We start from the raw sequence: 14,652 nt of genomic DNA, 5'->3' as shown, positions 1-14,652 counted from the left end.
GCGAATGCCCCGGAACACCCCCCTAGCGTTTTGGAGGAATCCCGCACCCCCATGCCGCAGGAGAGAAGAAGCGAATGGCAGCCAAACGGAACCTCGCAGCCGCACTCGGCAGGTGGAGTGCCGAACACCGGAAGACCGCGGTGTTCGGCTGGCTCGTCCTGGTCGTTCTGGTGATGACGCTGGGCAGCGCCGCGGGCCAGGTCAACCTCACCGAGGCCGACTACGGCACCGGTGACTCGGGCCGCGCCGAGCGCATCCTCCAGGACGCCGGCCTGACCGAGCCCGCCGCCGAGCTGATCCACGTCCACAGCGACGAACTCACCGCCGACAGCCCCCAGTTCACCAAGGCCGTCACCGACACCGCCGACGCCGTCGAGGCCACCGGCCTCGCCACCCGCGTCCGCACCCCCGACACCACCCGGCTCGTCTCCGCCGACAAGCACGCCGTCCTCATCACCTACGACGTGAAGGGCGACCCGGACACCGCCGCCGACCGCATCCAGCCGGTCATCGACGCGGTGCGGAAGACCGACGCCGCCCACACGGACGTGACGCTCGGTCAGTACGGCGCCGCCACCGGCCTGAAGGCCATCAACGACAGCCTCGGCGAGGACTTCGTGCGCGCCGAGTACACCGCGCTGCCGGTCTCGCTGGGCATCCTCCTCGCCGTGTTCGGCGCGCTGGTCGCCGCCCTGCTGCCGATCGCGCTCGCGGTGACCGCCTGCGTCGGCGCGATGGGCCTGCTCGCCCTGACCAGCCACGTGGTGCCGGTCGACGGCATGACCAACTCCATGATGTTCCTGATGGGCCTCGCCGTCGGCGTCGACTACTGCCTGTTCTACCTGCGCCGCCAGCGCGAGGAGCGCGAGGCCGGCCGCGACAACGCCACCGCGCTCCAGGTCGCCGCCGCCACCTCCGGCCACTCCGTGCTGATCTCCGGCATCACCGTCTGCGTCGCCATGGCCGGCATGTTCCTCTCCGGCCTGACCGTCTTCGAGGGCTTCGCCATCGCCACCATCGAGATCGTCGTCATCGCCGTCCTCGGCTCCATGACCGTCCTGCCCGCCCTGATGGCGATGCTCGGCGACCGGATCGGCGCGGGCCGCATCCCGTTCCTGGGCCGCCGCGCCCGCCGCGCCGCGGCCGGCACCCCGCGCAACAGCCTGCTGCTGCGCGGCGTCCTCGCCCGCCCCGGCGTCTTCGCCCTGCTCGCCGCGGCCGTCCTGCTCGCCCTGGCCGCGCCCGCGCTCGGCATGAAGACCGAGAAGCTCGGCACCGACAAGCTGCTGCCCGCCGACAACCCGACGGTGAAGGTCTCCCGGCAGATCGAGAAGGACTTCCCCGGCTCCCCGGCGCCCGCGAGCGTCGTCGTCAAGGCCACCGACATCGACTCCGCACAGATGAAGCAGGCCCTCGCCGACTTCGAGGCGAAGGCCCTGGCCTCCGGCCGGACCGGCAAGTCCATCGACGTCACCGTCCACGCGAAGGAGAACATCGCCGAGGTGAGCGTCCCGCTCGCCGGCAACGGCTCCGACGCCACCTCCAAGAAGGCCCTCACCACCCTGCGCGAGACCCTCGTCCCCGACACCATCGGCAAGGTCGACGGCACCACCGCCCTCGTCCGCGGCGACCTCGCCTTCTCCGTCGACTACAACGACCAGCTGAGGAAGAGCATCGTCCCGGTCTTCGCCTTCGTCCTCGGCGTGACCTTCCTGCTGATGCTGTTCTCCTTCCGCTCCCCCGTCATCGCCCTCACCTCGATCGTCCTCAACCTGCTCTCGGTGGGCGCCGCCTACGGCGTGATGACGGCCGTCTTCCAGCACGGCTGGGGCGCCTCCCTGGTCGGCACGGAGGGCATCGGCGCCGTCGAGTCCTGGATGCCGCTGTTCGTCTTCGTGGTCCTGTTCGGCCTGTCCATGGACTACCACGTCTTCGTGGTCTCCCGGATCCGCGAGGCCTACGACCGCGGCGCCACCACCCGTGACGCCATCGCGCACGGCATCCGCTCCACGGCGGGCGTCGTCACCAGCGCCGGCCTGATCATGGTCGCCGTCTTCGCGGTCTTCGGCACCCTGGACATGCAGGACTTCAAGCAGCTCGGCGTCGGCCTCGCGGTCGCCGTCCTGCTGGACGCCACCGTGGTCCGCGCGGTCCTGCTGCCCTCGGTGATGCTCCTGCTCGGCAAGGCCAACTGGGCGGCCCCGTCCTTCCTGCGCGCCTCCCGCCCGGCCGGCACCGGCGCCCCGTACCCCGCCCCGTCCGCGGCGGCCCCGGAACACGCCGCGGCAGGCCGATGACCCCCACCTGCGGGACCACGACGACGACTTCGACGGAGAGGGCCCCCGTGTTCGAGTTCAGCGGGGTCGGCGGAACCACGGCCCGCGCCGTCATCGACCGCTCCCGCCCCGAGATCGTGCGCGAGGTCCGCTCCACGTACCTGGCTCACGACGACGGCGACTCGGTCAACCCCGACAGCTGCCTCCTGCGCTTCCCCGACAAGCCCGACACCCGCATCATCGCGCTCCCCGCCTGCCTGGGCGGCGAGCACGACGTGGCCGGCATCAAGTGGATCGGCTCGTTCCCCCAGAACATCGCCGACGGCATCCCCCGCGCGAGCGCCGCCCTGCTCCTGAACGACTACGCCACCGGCTACCCGTTCGCCCTGCTGGAGGCCTCCCGGATCAGCGCCGCCCGCACGGCCGCCTCCGCGGTCCTGGCCGCCGAGCAGTTGTCCGGCTCCCGCACCGCCGGCCATCTGTCGGTGATCGGCGGCGGCGTCATCGCCCGCAACGTCCTGGAGTTCTTCGCCGCGCAGAACCGGCAGTTCGGCGGCGTCACGGTCCACGACAAGATCCCCGAGTACGCCGAGGCCCTCGCCGCCCACGCCGGCGACCACCTCGGCTACCGCACGTCGACCACCGCGAGCCTCGAAGTCGCCCTCCTCAAGGCCGACATCGTGGTCTTCGCGACGACGGCGGCGGAACCCTACGTCCTGGACGCGGGCGCTTCGCCCCCGGCCAGGTCGTGTTGAACATCTCCCTGCGCGACATCGGCCCGGAACTGATCAACGACGCGTACGACATCCTGGACGACGCCGACCACTGCCTGAAGGCCAACACCTCACCCCACCTCGCGCAACAGAGGTACGGCCACCGCGACTTCGTCACCGGCACCCTCGCCCGGCACATCCGCGGCGGGGTGACCACCGGCACCGACAAGCCGGTGATCTTCTCCCCCTTCGGCCTCGGCGTCCTCGACCTCGCGGTCGGCCTCCACGTCCACCGCGAGGCCCGCGCCACCGGCGAAGCCGTCCCCGCCGACCGCTTCTTCGGCGAGACGACCCGCCGGCCGACCCGCCCACCCCGGCACGGCTGACCGTCCGCACATGACGACAGCCCCCGCCGGCTTCACCGGCGGGGGCTGTCGTCATGTCACGCATGGCAAGGGGCCCTTCCCGAGATCGGGAAGGGCCCCTGTGCTGCGTGGACCTGAGGGGATTTGAACCCCTGGCCCCCTCGATGCGAACGAGGTGCGCTACCGGACTGCGCCACAGGCCCTTGCAACGAGTGAAACTCTAGCACCCCCATCGGGCTGCTTGGAAATCCGTTCCCCGGGCCCGACCACGCACGACGCGGTCCCGCTCACTCGTTGGCGGCCCGCGGCCGCTCCCCGTCCTCGTACTGGTCGAACAGCGGTGTACGGCCCCGCTCCCGCGACCGGCGGGCCGACGCGGCACGGCGGGCGTCACTGCGTTCGCCGCCCTCGGCCCTCGCCGTCCCGCCCGAGGCGTCACCCTCCACGGAGGCCCCGGGGTCGCCCTCGGCCTCTGCGTCCGCCGCCTCCTGCTCCGGCGCGACCGAGCTCGACCGGGCCGAGCTCCACGTGTCCGGCGCGCCCAGGTCGACGCCGGCCGTGGCGCGCGGGGCGACCGGTGCGGTCACGTACGTCGGCAGGGGCACGGGCACCGGATCCCAGCTGTCTCCGTGGCCCGGCCGCCGCTGCCGCTCACGCTGCTGATCGACCCACTCCGCGTGATCGGTCTGCTCGACGAGCGCCCTGCGGTCGGCGGCGAGCGCCAGCAGCCCCGGGTCGGTCTCCGGTTCGGGGTCCGCGTGCGGCTCCTCCGCGCCGGCGTCGGGGCCGTCGTCGGCCGCCACGGGCGCGGCGGCGGGGGTGCGCCGGCGCGGCTGGCGCTCCCGCAGCCGCTGCGCGGCGACCTCCGCGCGTCTGCGGTCCATCTGGAAGGCGAAGCGGCGGCGCTCCTGGGAGCGCAGGTGCGCGATGTACGCGCTGAGGAGGACGGCGGGTACGCCGGGCGCCCACAGGAACGCGAGCCCGCCGACGGCGGCGACGATCGCACCCAGGGTGAACGCGAGGAACAGCATCACGGTGGTGCGCCGTCGGCGTGCGAGCACCTTCGTGCGCCGGGCGCGCGCGGCGGCCGCCTGCGCGGAGGCGGTGGGAGGCGTGCGCCGCGCGTCGGGCACGCGCGGGTGCGCCGGCGCGGCAGCCGGTTCGTGCGCGGGCCTGGACGCCGGTTCGCGCGCCGGCTTGGAGCTCTGCTCACGCGCGCCCATGGCCGCCGCTTCACGCGCCGGATCGCGCGCCGTCTCCGGGCGCTCCTGTTCGCGCTCCTGAACCGTCGCCTTGGCCTGCGGACGCGTCGGAGGCATGGCGAAGGCCCGGACGTCCACCGATTCGGTGACGGCGTCCGGCGCGTCGGCGTCGGGCTCCCCCTCCTCGGTGGAGCGCGCCCGCAGGTCCCTGGCGTACCGACGCTCCATCCCCGCCCGTCCGGACAGCAGCCGGATGGCGGTGCTGAAGCGTTCCGTCGGACGGGCCTCGTTCAGCTCGTCCTGCCTACGGAGCCACATCGGCACCAAGTAGGCGGCCCAGGCCCCGACGATGACTGCGTAGATGAGGCCGCTGCTGCTCACGCCTCACACGGTAGAGGGGTTTGCGCGAGGCCATCCGCCAATTGGGCCGGTGTGTCGCACGATCTGGCTGATATTTCGAGCTTTTTTTGGGACCGATGCGATCAGCAGGCCGCTCGGAGGCGTGAATTCAATGCCATGAGACGGTCACCGCCCGATCATTTTCGAACACTTATTCAATTTCCAGGACCGGTGTGATTCCGCGGCGTGTTCCGCTGGTCACCGGGCGTGCTCCTGGCCCGGGCGCGCCGCCAGCGGCTCAGCAGGCCTTCCGGTACTTCCTCCGCCGTGAGCGCGAAGACGAGATGGTCGCGCCAGGCTCCGTCGATGTGGAGATAACGCGGCCGCAGCCCCTCCTCACGGAATCCGAGTTTCTCCACGACCCGGCGGCTGGGGCCGTTCTCGGGCCGAATGCAGACCTCGATGCGGTGCAGCCCCACGGTCCGGAAACAGTGGTCCACGACGAGCGCCACCGCCGTCGGCATCACCCCGCGTCCGGCCACCGCCTCGTCCACCCAGTAGCCGACGTGCCCCGAGCACATGGACCCCCAGGTGATCCCGGCGACCGTCAACTGGCCGACGAGCCGCCCCTGGTACTCGATGACGAACGGCAGCATCCGCCCCGCGTTCGCCTCGGACCGCAGGTGCCGGACCATCTGGCGGTAGGTCGGCCGGTGCGCGATCGGCCCGCTGGGCGCGGGCGGCGGGATGGTCGCCTCCCAGGGGCGCAGCCAGTCCCGGTTGCGCCGGTTGACCTCGCGCCACGCCCTCTGGTCGCGCATCTTTATCGGCCGCAGGACGACATCGCCCTCAGCGAGTTCGACGGGCCAGGACGGGCTGTTCAGCTCGCACCCCCACTCCTGGCGCCGGGTCTGGGGTGGTCACCGCCGCGCAGCTGCTCCACCGCGTGCACCAGCAGGGGCTCCAGGACGGTCAGCCCGTCCTTCACTCCGCCGGTGGAACCGGGCAGGTTCACGATCAGCGTCCGGCCCGCCACCCCGGCCAGGCCCCGGGAGAGCACCGCGGTCGGCACCTTCTCCCGGCCGAACGCCCTGATGGCCTCCGCGACGCCCGGCACCTCGTGGTCGATGACCCGGCGGGTCGCCTCCGGCGTGCGGTCGGTGGGCGAGACGCCGGTGCCGCCGGTGGTGACGATCACGTCGTAGCCGGCCGCCACGCCGGCGCGCAGCGCGGCCTCCACCGGATCCCCGTCGGGGACGACCTGCGGCCCCTCCACGGCGAACCCGAAGCGCGTCAGCCCCTCGGCGATCAGCGGGCCGCCCCTGTCCTCGTACACGCCCGCCGAGGCGCGGTTGGAGGCCGTCACGACCAGCGCGCGATACGGCGCGCGCGGCGCGCCACCGGCGGTCGGCGCGGCGCTCACGACCGGCTCCAGTCGCCCGACTTCCCGCCCGTCTTCTCGTCCACGCGCACGTCCGTGATGACCGCTCCCTTGTCGACCGCCTTGACCATGTCGATCACGGTGAGCGCGGCGACGGAGACCGCGGTGAGGGCCTCCATCTCGACGCCCGTGCGGTCCGTCGTCCGCACCGTGGCCCGGATCTCCACGGCGTCGTCCGCGACCGACAGGTCCAGTTTCACACCGGACAGGGCCAGGGGGTGACAGAGCGGGATGAGGTCGGGGGTGCGTTTGGCGCCCATGATGCCCGCGATGCGCGCGGTGGCCAGGGCGTCGCCCTTGGGCAGGCCCTCCGCGCGCAGCAGCTCGACCACGCGGGGTGAGACGAGGACGCGTCCGCTGGCGCGCGCGGTGCGCGCGGTCACGTCCTTGTCGGATACGTCGACCATGCGGGCGGCGCCCGCCTCGTCGATGTGCGTCAGTCGGTCCTGCGTGCTCATGCGTGTCGCGCTCCCGGTCCGGGCCCGTCGCGATGCGGCGCACGGGCCTGTTGTGCGCGACACGGTACCCCCAACCTGGGGGGTTCAGCCGAGCAGGACCACTTCGACCTCGGTGCCCGGCTCGACGGACTCCACGTCCTCGGGGACGACGATCAGCGCGTCCGCGTGGGCGAGGGCGGCGACCAGGTGGGAGCCGGCGCCTCCGACGGGGCGCACGGCGCCGTCGGCGTATGTCGCGCGCAGGAACTGTCTGCGCCCCTTCGGTGAGGTCAGCGCCTTGTCCGCGGTCAGCTTCGCGCGCGTGGTGGGCCGGTGGACTTCCTCGAGCCCCATCAGCGCGCGGATCGCGGGCCGCACGAACAGCTCGAAGGAGACGTACGACGACACCGGGTTGCCGGGGAGGGCCAGCAGGGGGACGTGGTCGGGGCCGATGGACCCGAAGCCCTGGGGCTTGCCGGGCTGCATGGCGAGCCTGCGGAACTCGATGCCGCTGCCCGCCTCGTCCTCGTCCCCGACGTGCGACAGGGCCTCCTTGACGACGTCGTACGCGCCGACGCTGACGCCGCCCGTGGTGACGACCAGGTCGGCGCGGACGAGCTGGTCCTCGATGGTGTTGCGGAGGGTCTCGGCGTCGTCGGCGACGGCGCCGACGCGGTAGGCGATGGCCCCCGCGTCCCGGGCGGCCGCGGTGAGGGCGAAGCTGTTGGAGTCGTAGATCTGGCCGCTGCGCAGTGCCTCGCCGGGCTGGACGAGTTCGCTGCCGGTGGACAGGACGACCACGCGCGGGCGGGGGCGCACCCGGACCGTGCCGCGGCCGATCGCGGCGAGCAGGGCGATCTGCGGCGGGCCGAGGACGGTGCCGGCCTCGAGGGCGCGGTCCCCGGCCTTCACGTCGCTGCCCTTCGCGCGTACGTGCGCGCGTGCCTCGGCGGGCCGGTGCACGCGCACGTGCCCCGAGGCCTGTTCCGGGGCGAGGCTGCGGGCGCGCATCCCGTCGACGGGGCCCTCGCCGAGGCCCCCGTCGGTCCACTCGACGGGTACGACGGCCTCGGCGCCGGGCGGCAGCGGCGCCCCGGTCATGATCCGGGCGGTCTGGCCCGGCCCCACGTGCAGCAGGTCGGCGGCCTGTCCGGCCGCGACGTCCCCGACGACTTCGAGGACCGCCGGGAACTCCTCGCTCGCGCCCGCCACGTCCGCGACCCGCACCGCGTACCCGTCCATCGAGCTGTTGTCGAAGGGCGGCAGCGAGACCGGCACCGTGACGTCCTCGACCAGGACGCATCCCTGGGCGTCGGGCAGTTGCAGCTCGATGGGTTCCAGGGGGCGGACGGTGGCGAGGATGTCCTCCAGGTGCTCGTCCACCGACCAGAGGTGGTCCTGGCCGGTGGGACGGGGCGCGGCGGTGCTCAAAGTTGCTGCATCTCCTCGGTGACGTAACTGCGAAGCCAGGTACGGAAGTCCGGACCCAGATCTTCACGCTCGCACGCGAGTCTGACAATGGCACGCAGGTAGTCGCCGCGGTCGCCGGTGTCGTAGCGGCGACCCTTGAAGACGACGCCGTGCACCGGGCCGCCGACCTTCTCGTCCTGCGCGAGCTGCTGGAGGGCGTCGGTGAGCTGGATCTCGCCGCCGCGGCCCGGCTCGGTCCGGCGCAGGACGCCGAACACGGCGGGGTCGAGGACGTAGCGTCCGATGATGGCGTAGTTCGAGGGGGCGTCGGCCGGGTCCGGCTTCTCCACCAGTCCGGTCACCTTGACGACGTCGCCGTCCACGGTGGCCTCGACGGCGGCGCAGCCGTAGAGGTGGATCTGTTCGGCGGCGACCTCCATGAGCGCGACGACGCTGCCGCCGTACTGCTCCTGGACCTCGATCATCCGTGCGAGGAGGGGGTCACGGGGGTCGATCAGGTCGTCGCCCAGCAGGACGGCGAACGGCTCCTGCCCGACGTGCGGAGCGGCGCACAGGACCGCGTGTCCGAGACCCTTGGGGTTGCCCTGGCGCACGTAGTGCATGGTCGCGAGGTCGCTGGACTGCTGGACCTTGGCGAGCCGCTGGGCGTCGCCCTTCTTCTCCAGCGCCGACTCGAGTTCGTAGTTGCGGTCGAAATGGTCCTCGAGGGGGCGCTTGTTGCGGCCCGTGATCATGAGGACGTCGTCGAGACCGGCGGAGACGGCCTCCTCGACCACGTACTGGATCGCGGGCTTGTCCACGACCGGCAGCATCTCCTTGGGAGTGGCCTTGGTCGCCGGCAGGAAGCGGGTGCCGAGGCCGGCCGCGGGGATGACAGCCTTGCTGATCCTGGGGTGCGACTGAGTCATGGCGGCCACCTTATCCGGTGGCTTTGAGAGGAATCTGTATCTCCGGTTAATTCGTGATCGTATGGGTGTATTGGAACAGTGGCGGAACGGTGCGGGAGCGACACATGAGCCACCTCAAGGGCGGACCGGATTCTGACAAACGTATGTTGCGGCGCGAGCTCCTGGCAGTGAGAAACACGTTGACGACGGATGACGTGCGGGAAGCGGCCTCAGCACTGGCCGAGCGCGCCCTGGAGCTGCCGGAGCTGGCGCACGCGCGGACGGTGGCGGCGTACGTCTCGGTGGGGAGCGAGCCGGGGACGCTCGCGCTGCTGGACGCGCTGCGCACCCGGGGCGTGCGCGTCCTGCTCCCGGCGCTGTTGCCGGACAACGATCTCGACTGGGGCGCCTACGCCGGTGAGGGCTCCCTCGCACGGGTGCAACACGCCGGGCGGATGGCTCTCTTCGAACCCGCCGGCGAGCACCTGGGCCGCGACGCCGTGATGGACGCCGACGTGGTGCTGCTGCCGGGCCTCGCGGTCGACGCGCGCGGTATGCGCCTGGGGCGTGGCGGCGGCTCGTACGACCGCGTGCTGACGCGTCTGGCGCGCGCCGACGCGCGTCCCACGCTGGTGGTGCTCCTGTACGACACCGAGGTCGTCGAGCACGTCCCGGAGGAGGCGCACGACCGGCCGGTGCACGCCGTGGTGACGCCGTCGGGGGTGCGCCGGTTCACCTGAGGCATGCGGAAGGGGTCCTTCACGCGCGCGTGAAGGGCCCCTTCCGGTGGTTCACGGCTTGAGCACGAGGGTGTCGCTGGTGCTGTCGTCGACCGCCTTCTTGGAGAAGGACCAGTCGAGCAGTTCGCCCTTGGCCCACTTTCCGGTCTGGTCGGTGTAGTGGGCGCTGAAGGCGTGTCCGGAGGCGCCGCTGAGGTTGATCCACTTCGACTTGTCGAGGTCGTCGAGGTTGACCACCATCCGCATGGACGGCACCCACACGACCTCGTAGCCGCCGGCGGCGTTCCAGCCGGTGGCGTTGACCGCCGCCTCACCGCCGCTGAGCTTCCAGGGGCCGCGGTTGAGGAGGTACTGCAGGAAGCCAGGGCCGCTGGTGCCCAGGGTCTGGTTCTTCAGGAACAGGCGGTGCAGCCGGCCCCAGCTCCAGGTGTCGATGTCCTTGCCGAGCTTGGCGGTCAGCTCCCAGCGGGCGTCGATCATGGCGCGTTCGAACAGCTTGTCGCGGTTGTGGTCGGCGCCGTCGCGCGCGCCCCTCGCGGGCGTCGTCCACCAGTCGCTGTCCGGCTTCTCCATGAGGTTGCGCACGACCTCGAACCAGCGGTCGCCGCCGTCGGGCTGCGCCTGGTCGGCGTCGCGCTGGCCGCACTCGCGGACCTTGCCGGTGTTGTCGACCGGCCCGGTGCTGTTGACGGGGTCGACCCACAGGCACTGGCCCTCGACCCGCAGCTCCTTGGGCAGCTTGTTGCCGAAGGCGAGCTTGAGGATGTTGCGCCACACCGCGTTGAAGTAGGCGGCGGCGGCCGAGTCCGCGTCCTGGGTGTAGTCCCAGCCCTGCAGCAGTTCCTGCGCCTCACGGACGTCCGGGTCGTCCAGGTTGATCTTGAGCAGTGTGGGCACGAGCAGCGTGGCGATCTGGCTCCTGTTGTCCAGCTGCATCTGGCGCATGTCGTCGGTGGAGATCTTGCCGCCGCCCTTGATCTTCTGCTTGATCAGGTCGGTGATGCGCTGGCTGCGGGTGCCGTAGCCCCAGTCCGTGGTGAGCGTGTAGGGGTACTTGTCCGGGTCGATCACGGCCTGGTTGGCGGTGACGATGTAGCCGCGGGCCGGGTTGTACTCGTAGGGCAGCTTGTCGAAGGCGATGGTGCCGGTCCACTTGTACTTGGAGTCCCAGCCGGGCGCCGGGATGGAGCCGTCGTGGCCCTTCGCGCGCGTGGGGATCTTGCCGGGGAGCTGGTAGCCGATGTGGTCCTCGGTGTCCGCGTAGATCAGGTTCTGCGAGGGCACGTCGAAGAGCTTGGCGGCGGCGCGGAAGTCGTCCCAGTCGGCCGCCTTGTCCATGGCGAAGACGGCGTCCATGGTGGTGCCCGGCTCGAGCGCGGTCCACTTCAGGGCGACGCCGTAACCGTCGCCGCGGTCGGGGGCCGAGGTGTCCACCGTGTCCACGGTGGCCTTCTTGCCGACCTTGACGAGCTCGTCGTCGCGGTCGGACAGCAGAGGCATCCCGTCCTCGGTCTGGCGGACGACGATCTTCTTGGGGGAGCCGCCGGCGACCTTGATGGTCTCCTCGCGCGTGGTGAAGGGCTTCACCTTGCCGTCGTACTGGTAGCCGTCGCCGGAGAGCTTCTCCAGGTAGAGGTCGGTGACGTCGACGCCGGAGTTGGTCATGCCCCAGGAGATCTTCTGGTTGTGGCCGATTATCACGCCGGGCATGCCGGCGAAGGTGTAGCCGGAGACGTCGTACTGGCAGGTGCTGGATACCGTGCGGCAGTGCAGGCCCATCTGGTACCAGACGGACGGCAGTGAGGCCGACAGGTGCGGGTCGTTGGCCAGCAGCGGCTTGCCGGTGATGGTGTACTTCCCGGCGACGGCCCAGGAGTTGGAGCCGATGCCGTTGCCGTTGACGCCGACGGCCGTGGGCAGGTCGTCCAGGACGTCGTAGAGGCCCGACAGCTGGCCCTGCAGGGCCGAACCGTCCGTGTTCGAGGAGGTGCCCGTGCCGCCCGTCGTTCCGTCCGTGGAGGAGCCGTCGGAGCCGCTGCGGCCGCTGCCCTGCTCGAACTTTCCGGTCAGCTCGTCGTACTGGCCCTCCTGGACGATCGCCTGGTTGCGGTCGTAGGGGTACTGCGGGTACAGATCGGCGATCTGCTGCGGGCCGAGGCGGCTGGTCAGCAGGGCGCGGTCGATCTCGTCCTGCATGTTGCCGCGCAGGTCCCAGGCCATCGCCTTCAGCCAGGAGACCGAGTCGACCGGGGTCCACTGGGCGGGCTTGTAGTCGTTGCTGAACCCGAGCGCCGCGTACTCGAGGGAGATGTCCTCGGCGTCCCTGCCCTTGAGGTAGGCGTTGACTCCCTTGGCGTACGCCTGGAGGTACTTCTTCGTGGAGGCCGACAGCCTGGTGTCGTACTCCTGCTTGGCGACTCGGTCCCAGCCGAGGGTGCGCAGGAACTCGTCGTTGTCGACCTGGCTCTTGCCGAACATCTCCGACAGGCGCCCGGAGGTCATGTGCCGGCGCACGTCCATCTCGTAGAACCGGTCCTGCGCCTGGACGTAGCCCTGCGCCATGAACAGGTCCTCGTCGGAGGACGCGTAGACCTGCGGGATGCCGTAGCCGTCCCGCTTCACGTCGACGGGGCCGGACAGGCCGTCGAGAGTGATCGAACCCTTGGTCTGCGGGAACGAGGCGCGGACGGTGCTGATGGACCAGTAGGCGCCGAAGGCGATGCCGCCGATGAGGGCCAGCACCAGGACGAGGACGATCAGACGGGCTTTGCGCCCCTTCTTCCTGCCGGACTTGCCGGGCTTGTCACTCGTGGTGGCGGTGGTGTTGGGGGGCATCGCTGTCCTTGCTGTCCTAACGCGAGCGGCAGGTCGGGCTGTGACTATGAATGAGCGCTGGAGCAACCATAGGCGCAGGGGTCCGCGGCACTTGACGCGGAGTCGGCAACCAGCGCGGAAGGATGTTCGATCACGCCCGGACCAACGTCAAGAAATCGTCAAGAGTTAGGTAAGGTAACGAAGTAGTTGGGGCCGGAGCTCGGAGCTCTCGTGTCCCATGTACGTGATGCTCCCGCGCGCGAGGCGTGCGCCAGGGAAGGGAACCGTCGCTGACCGTCCACCACCTCAACCAGCTCCTGCTCGTCTGCTCGATCGTCCTGCTCGTCGCCGTGGCAGCGGTCCGGATCTCCTCACGCAGCGGGCTCCCCAGCCTGCTCGTGTACCTGGGCATCGGCGTCCTCATCGGCCAGGACGGCATCGGCGGCATCCACTTCGACAACGCCGAACTCACCCAGGTCATCGGCTACGCGGCCCTGGTCGTGATCCTCGCCGAGGGCGGCCTCGGCACGAAGTGGAAGGAGGTCAGGCCGGCCCTGCCGGCCGCCACCGCGCTGGCGCTGGCCGGCGTCGCGGTGAGCGTCGGGGTCACGGCGGCGGGCGCGCACTACCTGACCGGACTCGAGTGGCGGCAGGCGCTCATCATCGGAGCGGTGGTGTCCTCGACGGACGCGGCGGCGGTCTTCTCCGTCCTGCGCAAGATCCCCCTCCCCGCGCGCGTGACGGGCACGCTGGAGGCGGAGTCCGGCTTCAACGACGCCCCCGTGGTCATCCTGGTCGTCGCCTTCTCCACCGCGGGTCCCGTCGAGCACTGGTACCTGCTGCTCGGCGAGATACTCCTGGAGCTGGCCATCGGCGCCGCGATCGGCATCGCGGTGGGCTGGGCGGGCTCCTGGGGCCTGCGGCACGTCGCCCTGCCCGCCTCCGGCCTCTACCCGATCGCCGTCATGGCCATCGCGACCGTGGCGTACGCCGCGGGCTCCCTGGCGCACGGCAGCGGCTTCCTGGGCGTCTACCTCGCCTCGATGGTCATGGGCAACGCGAAACTGCCGCACTGGCCGGCCACGCGCGGGTTCGCCGACGGGCTCGGCTGGATCGCCCAGATCGGCATGTTCGTCCTGCTCGGCCTGCTGGTCACCCCGCACGAACTGGGCGACGACATCGTGCCCGCGCTCGTCATCGGCCTGGTGCTGACCATGGTGGCGCGCCCGCTGAGCGTGGTGCTGTGCCTGGTGCCGTTCCGGGTGCCGTGGCAGGAGCAGACCCTGATGTCCTGGGCGGGGCTGCGCGGCGCCGTGCCCATCATCCTGGCGACGATCCCCATGGTGGAGGGCGTCGAGGCCAGCCGCCGCATCTTCAACATCGTCTTCGTCCTGGTCGTGGTCTACACCCTGGTCCAGGGGCCGACGCTGCCGTGGCTGGCCCGCAAGCTGCGCCTGGGCGAGGACACGGAGGCCGCCGACCTCGGCATCGAGTCGGCGCCCCTGGAGCGGCTGCGCGGGCACCTGCTGTCGGTCGCGATCCCCGAGGGCTCGAAGATGCACGGCGTCGAGGTCAACGAGCTGCGCCTGCCCGCCGGGGCCGCCGTCACCCTCGTCGTGCGCGACGGCACCACGTTCGTGCCGCTGCCGACGACGGTGCTGCGGCGCGGCGACGAACTCCTCGTCGTCGCCACCGACCCCGTCCGCGACGCGGCCGAGGCCCGGCTGCGCGCCGTGGGGCGCGGCGGCAAGCTGGCCGGCTGGCTGGGCACGAACGGCGGCACGCGTTAAGTGCACGTTTCGCACCGTTCACACCCCCTTCATTCGGAGGCTGCCGGCTCCGTGGTGCTCGTTTTCACAGGCCAGGGGGTGGACGGCCCCTGTACGATGAAGGCGCACCCAGATCGAACCAACTCTGCCTGACGCAGAGCTGGCGCGACCGTATGGCGGCCGGGACGCCTCCCGCAGTGGCGCCGGTATCTACCGCGTACGCGCAAGAGGACAGCTC

Annotated in this window: 12 protein-coding genes and 1 tRNA gene; 5 read left to right on the top strand and 8 right to left on the bottom strand. The window is 71.2% G+C overall.

Annotation, left to right across the window (positions count from 1 at the left end; all coding sequences use genetic code 11):
- Positions 1-74: 74 nt before the first annotated feature.
- The 3 genes from ACPT94_RS07395 to ACPT94_RS07385 are packed head-to-tail and all read left to right on the top strand — an operon-like array spanning position 75 to position 3,375.
- On the top strand, positions 75-2,297 hold the full coding sequence (locus ACPT94_RS07395) for an MMPL family transporter (protein WP_425245450.1): 2,223 nt from the start codon (positions 75-77) through the stop codon (positions 2,295-2,297).
- Positions 2,298-2,344: 47 nt separating this feature from the next.
- On the top strand, positions 2,345-3,031 hold the full coding sequence (locus ACPT94_RS07390) for a hypothetical protein (protein WP_425245449.1): 687 nt from the start codon (positions 2,345-2,347) through the stop codon (positions 3,029-3,031).
- Positions 3,025-3,375 carry a hypothetical protein gene (locus ACPT94_RS07385; RefSeq protein ID WP_360336557.1) on the top strand — a complete coding sequence of 117 codons (351 nt, stop codon included), beginning with the start codon at positions 3,025-3,027 and terminating at the stop codon, positions 3,373-3,375. Before ACPT94_RS07390 ends, ACPT94_RS07385 begins: the two co-directional genes overlap by 7 nt.
- A 108-nt stretch (positions 3,376-3,483) precedes the next feature.
- On the opposite strand, the gene ACPT94_RS07380 is transcribed toward ACPT94_RS07385, so the two are convergent.
- From ACPT94_RS07380 to galU, 7 genes are all read right to left on the bottom strand, one after another.
- Positions 3,484-3,557: transfer RNA gene (locus tag ACPT94_RS07380), tRNA-Ala, on the bottom strand.
- Positions 3,558-3,641: 84 nt separating this feature from the next.
- On the bottom strand, positions 3,642-4,937 hold the full coding sequence (gene sepX, locus ACPT94_RS07375) for a divisome protein SepX/GlpR (protein WP_360336555.1): 1,296 nt from the start codon (positions 4,935-4,937) through the stop codon (positions 3,642-3,644).
- 173 nt (positions 4,938-5,110) lie between these two features.
- Complete coding sequence (locus ACPT94_RS07370; RefSeq protein WP_360336660.1) at positions 5,111-5,779, bottom strand: GNAT family N-acetyltransferase; 669 nt, start codon at positions 5,777-5,779, stop codon at positions 5,111-5,113.
- Positions 5,776-6,318 carry a MogA/MoaB family molybdenum cofactor biosynthesis protein gene (locus tag ACPT94_RS07365; RefSeq protein ID WP_360336553.1) on the bottom strand — a complete coding sequence of 181 codons (543 nt, stop codon included), beginning with the start codon at positions 6,316-6,318 and terminating at the stop codon, positions 5,776-5,778. The genes ACPT94_RS07370 and ACPT94_RS07365 overlap by 4 nt, the downstream gene beginning before the upstream one ends.
- The gene (gene moaC, locus ACPT94_RS07360; protein WP_360336551.1) at positions 6,315-6,794 is read right to left on the bottom strand and encodes a cyclic pyranopterin monophosphate synthase MoaC; all 480 of its coding nucleotides are present in this window, start codon (positions 6,792-6,794) and stop codon (positions 6,315-6,317) included. The genes ACPT94_RS07365 and moaC overlap by 4 nt, the downstream gene beginning before the upstream one ends.
- An 84-nt stretch (positions 6,795-6,878) precedes the next feature.
- Positions 6,879-8,204 carry a molybdotransferase-like divisome protein Glp gene (gene glp / locus ACPT94_RS07355; RefSeq protein ID WP_425245448.1) on the bottom strand — a complete coding sequence of 442 codons (1,326 nt, stop codon included), beginning with the start codon at positions 8,202-8,204 and terminating at the stop codon, positions 6,879-6,881.
- Positions 8,201-9,112 (bottom strand): UTP--glucose-1-phosphate uridylyltransferase GalU, encoded by a 912-nt coding sequence (galU, locus tag ACPT94_RS07350; protein ID WP_360336547.1) that lies wholly within the window; start codon positions 9,110-9,112, stop codon positions 8,201-8,203. Before galU ends, glp begins: the two co-directional genes overlap by 4 nt.
- Before the next feature lie 104 nt (positions 9,113-9,216).
- On the opposite strand from galU, the gene ACPT94_RS07345 reads away from it, so the two are divergent.
- On the top strand, positions 9,217-9,831 hold the full coding sequence (locus ACPT94_RS07345; RefSeq protein WP_360336545.1) for a 5-formyltetrahydrofolate cyclo-ligase: 615 nt from the start codon (positions 9,217-9,219) through the stop codon (positions 9,829-9,831).
- A gap of 51 nt (positions 9,832-9,882) precedes the next feature.
- Here the strand turns inward: ACPT94_RS07345 and ACPT94_RS07340 are convergent, their stop codons facing one another.
- Positions 9,883-12,666 (bottom strand): penicillin acylase family protein, encoded by a 2,784-nt coding sequence (locus tag ACPT94_RS07340; protein WP_360336543.1) that lies wholly within the window; start codon positions 12,664-12,666, stop codon positions 9,883-9,885.
- Positions 12,667-12,911: 245 nt separating this feature from the next.
- Between ACPT94_RS07340 and ACPT94_RS07335 the strand changes: the two genes are divergently transcribed.
- Positions 12,912-14,435: a potassium/proton antiporter gene (locus ACPT94_RS07335; protein WP_360336541.1), complete on the top strand. Its 1,524-nt coding sequence runs from the start codon at positions 12,912-12,914 to the stop codon at positions 14,433-14,435.
- The last annotated feature ends 217 nt before the right edge of the window (positions 14,436-14,652 follow it).

Origin of the sequence: Streptomyces aurantiaciflavus (assembly GCF_049808595.1) — a bacterium.
In the GTDB taxonomy this organism is placed as follows: domain Bacteria; phylum Actinomycetota; class Actinomycetes; order Streptomycetales; family Streptomycetaceae; genus Streptomyces.
Note: the sequence above shows the minus strand (reverse complement) of the source record. Positions and strands in the feature narration are given on the sequence as shown.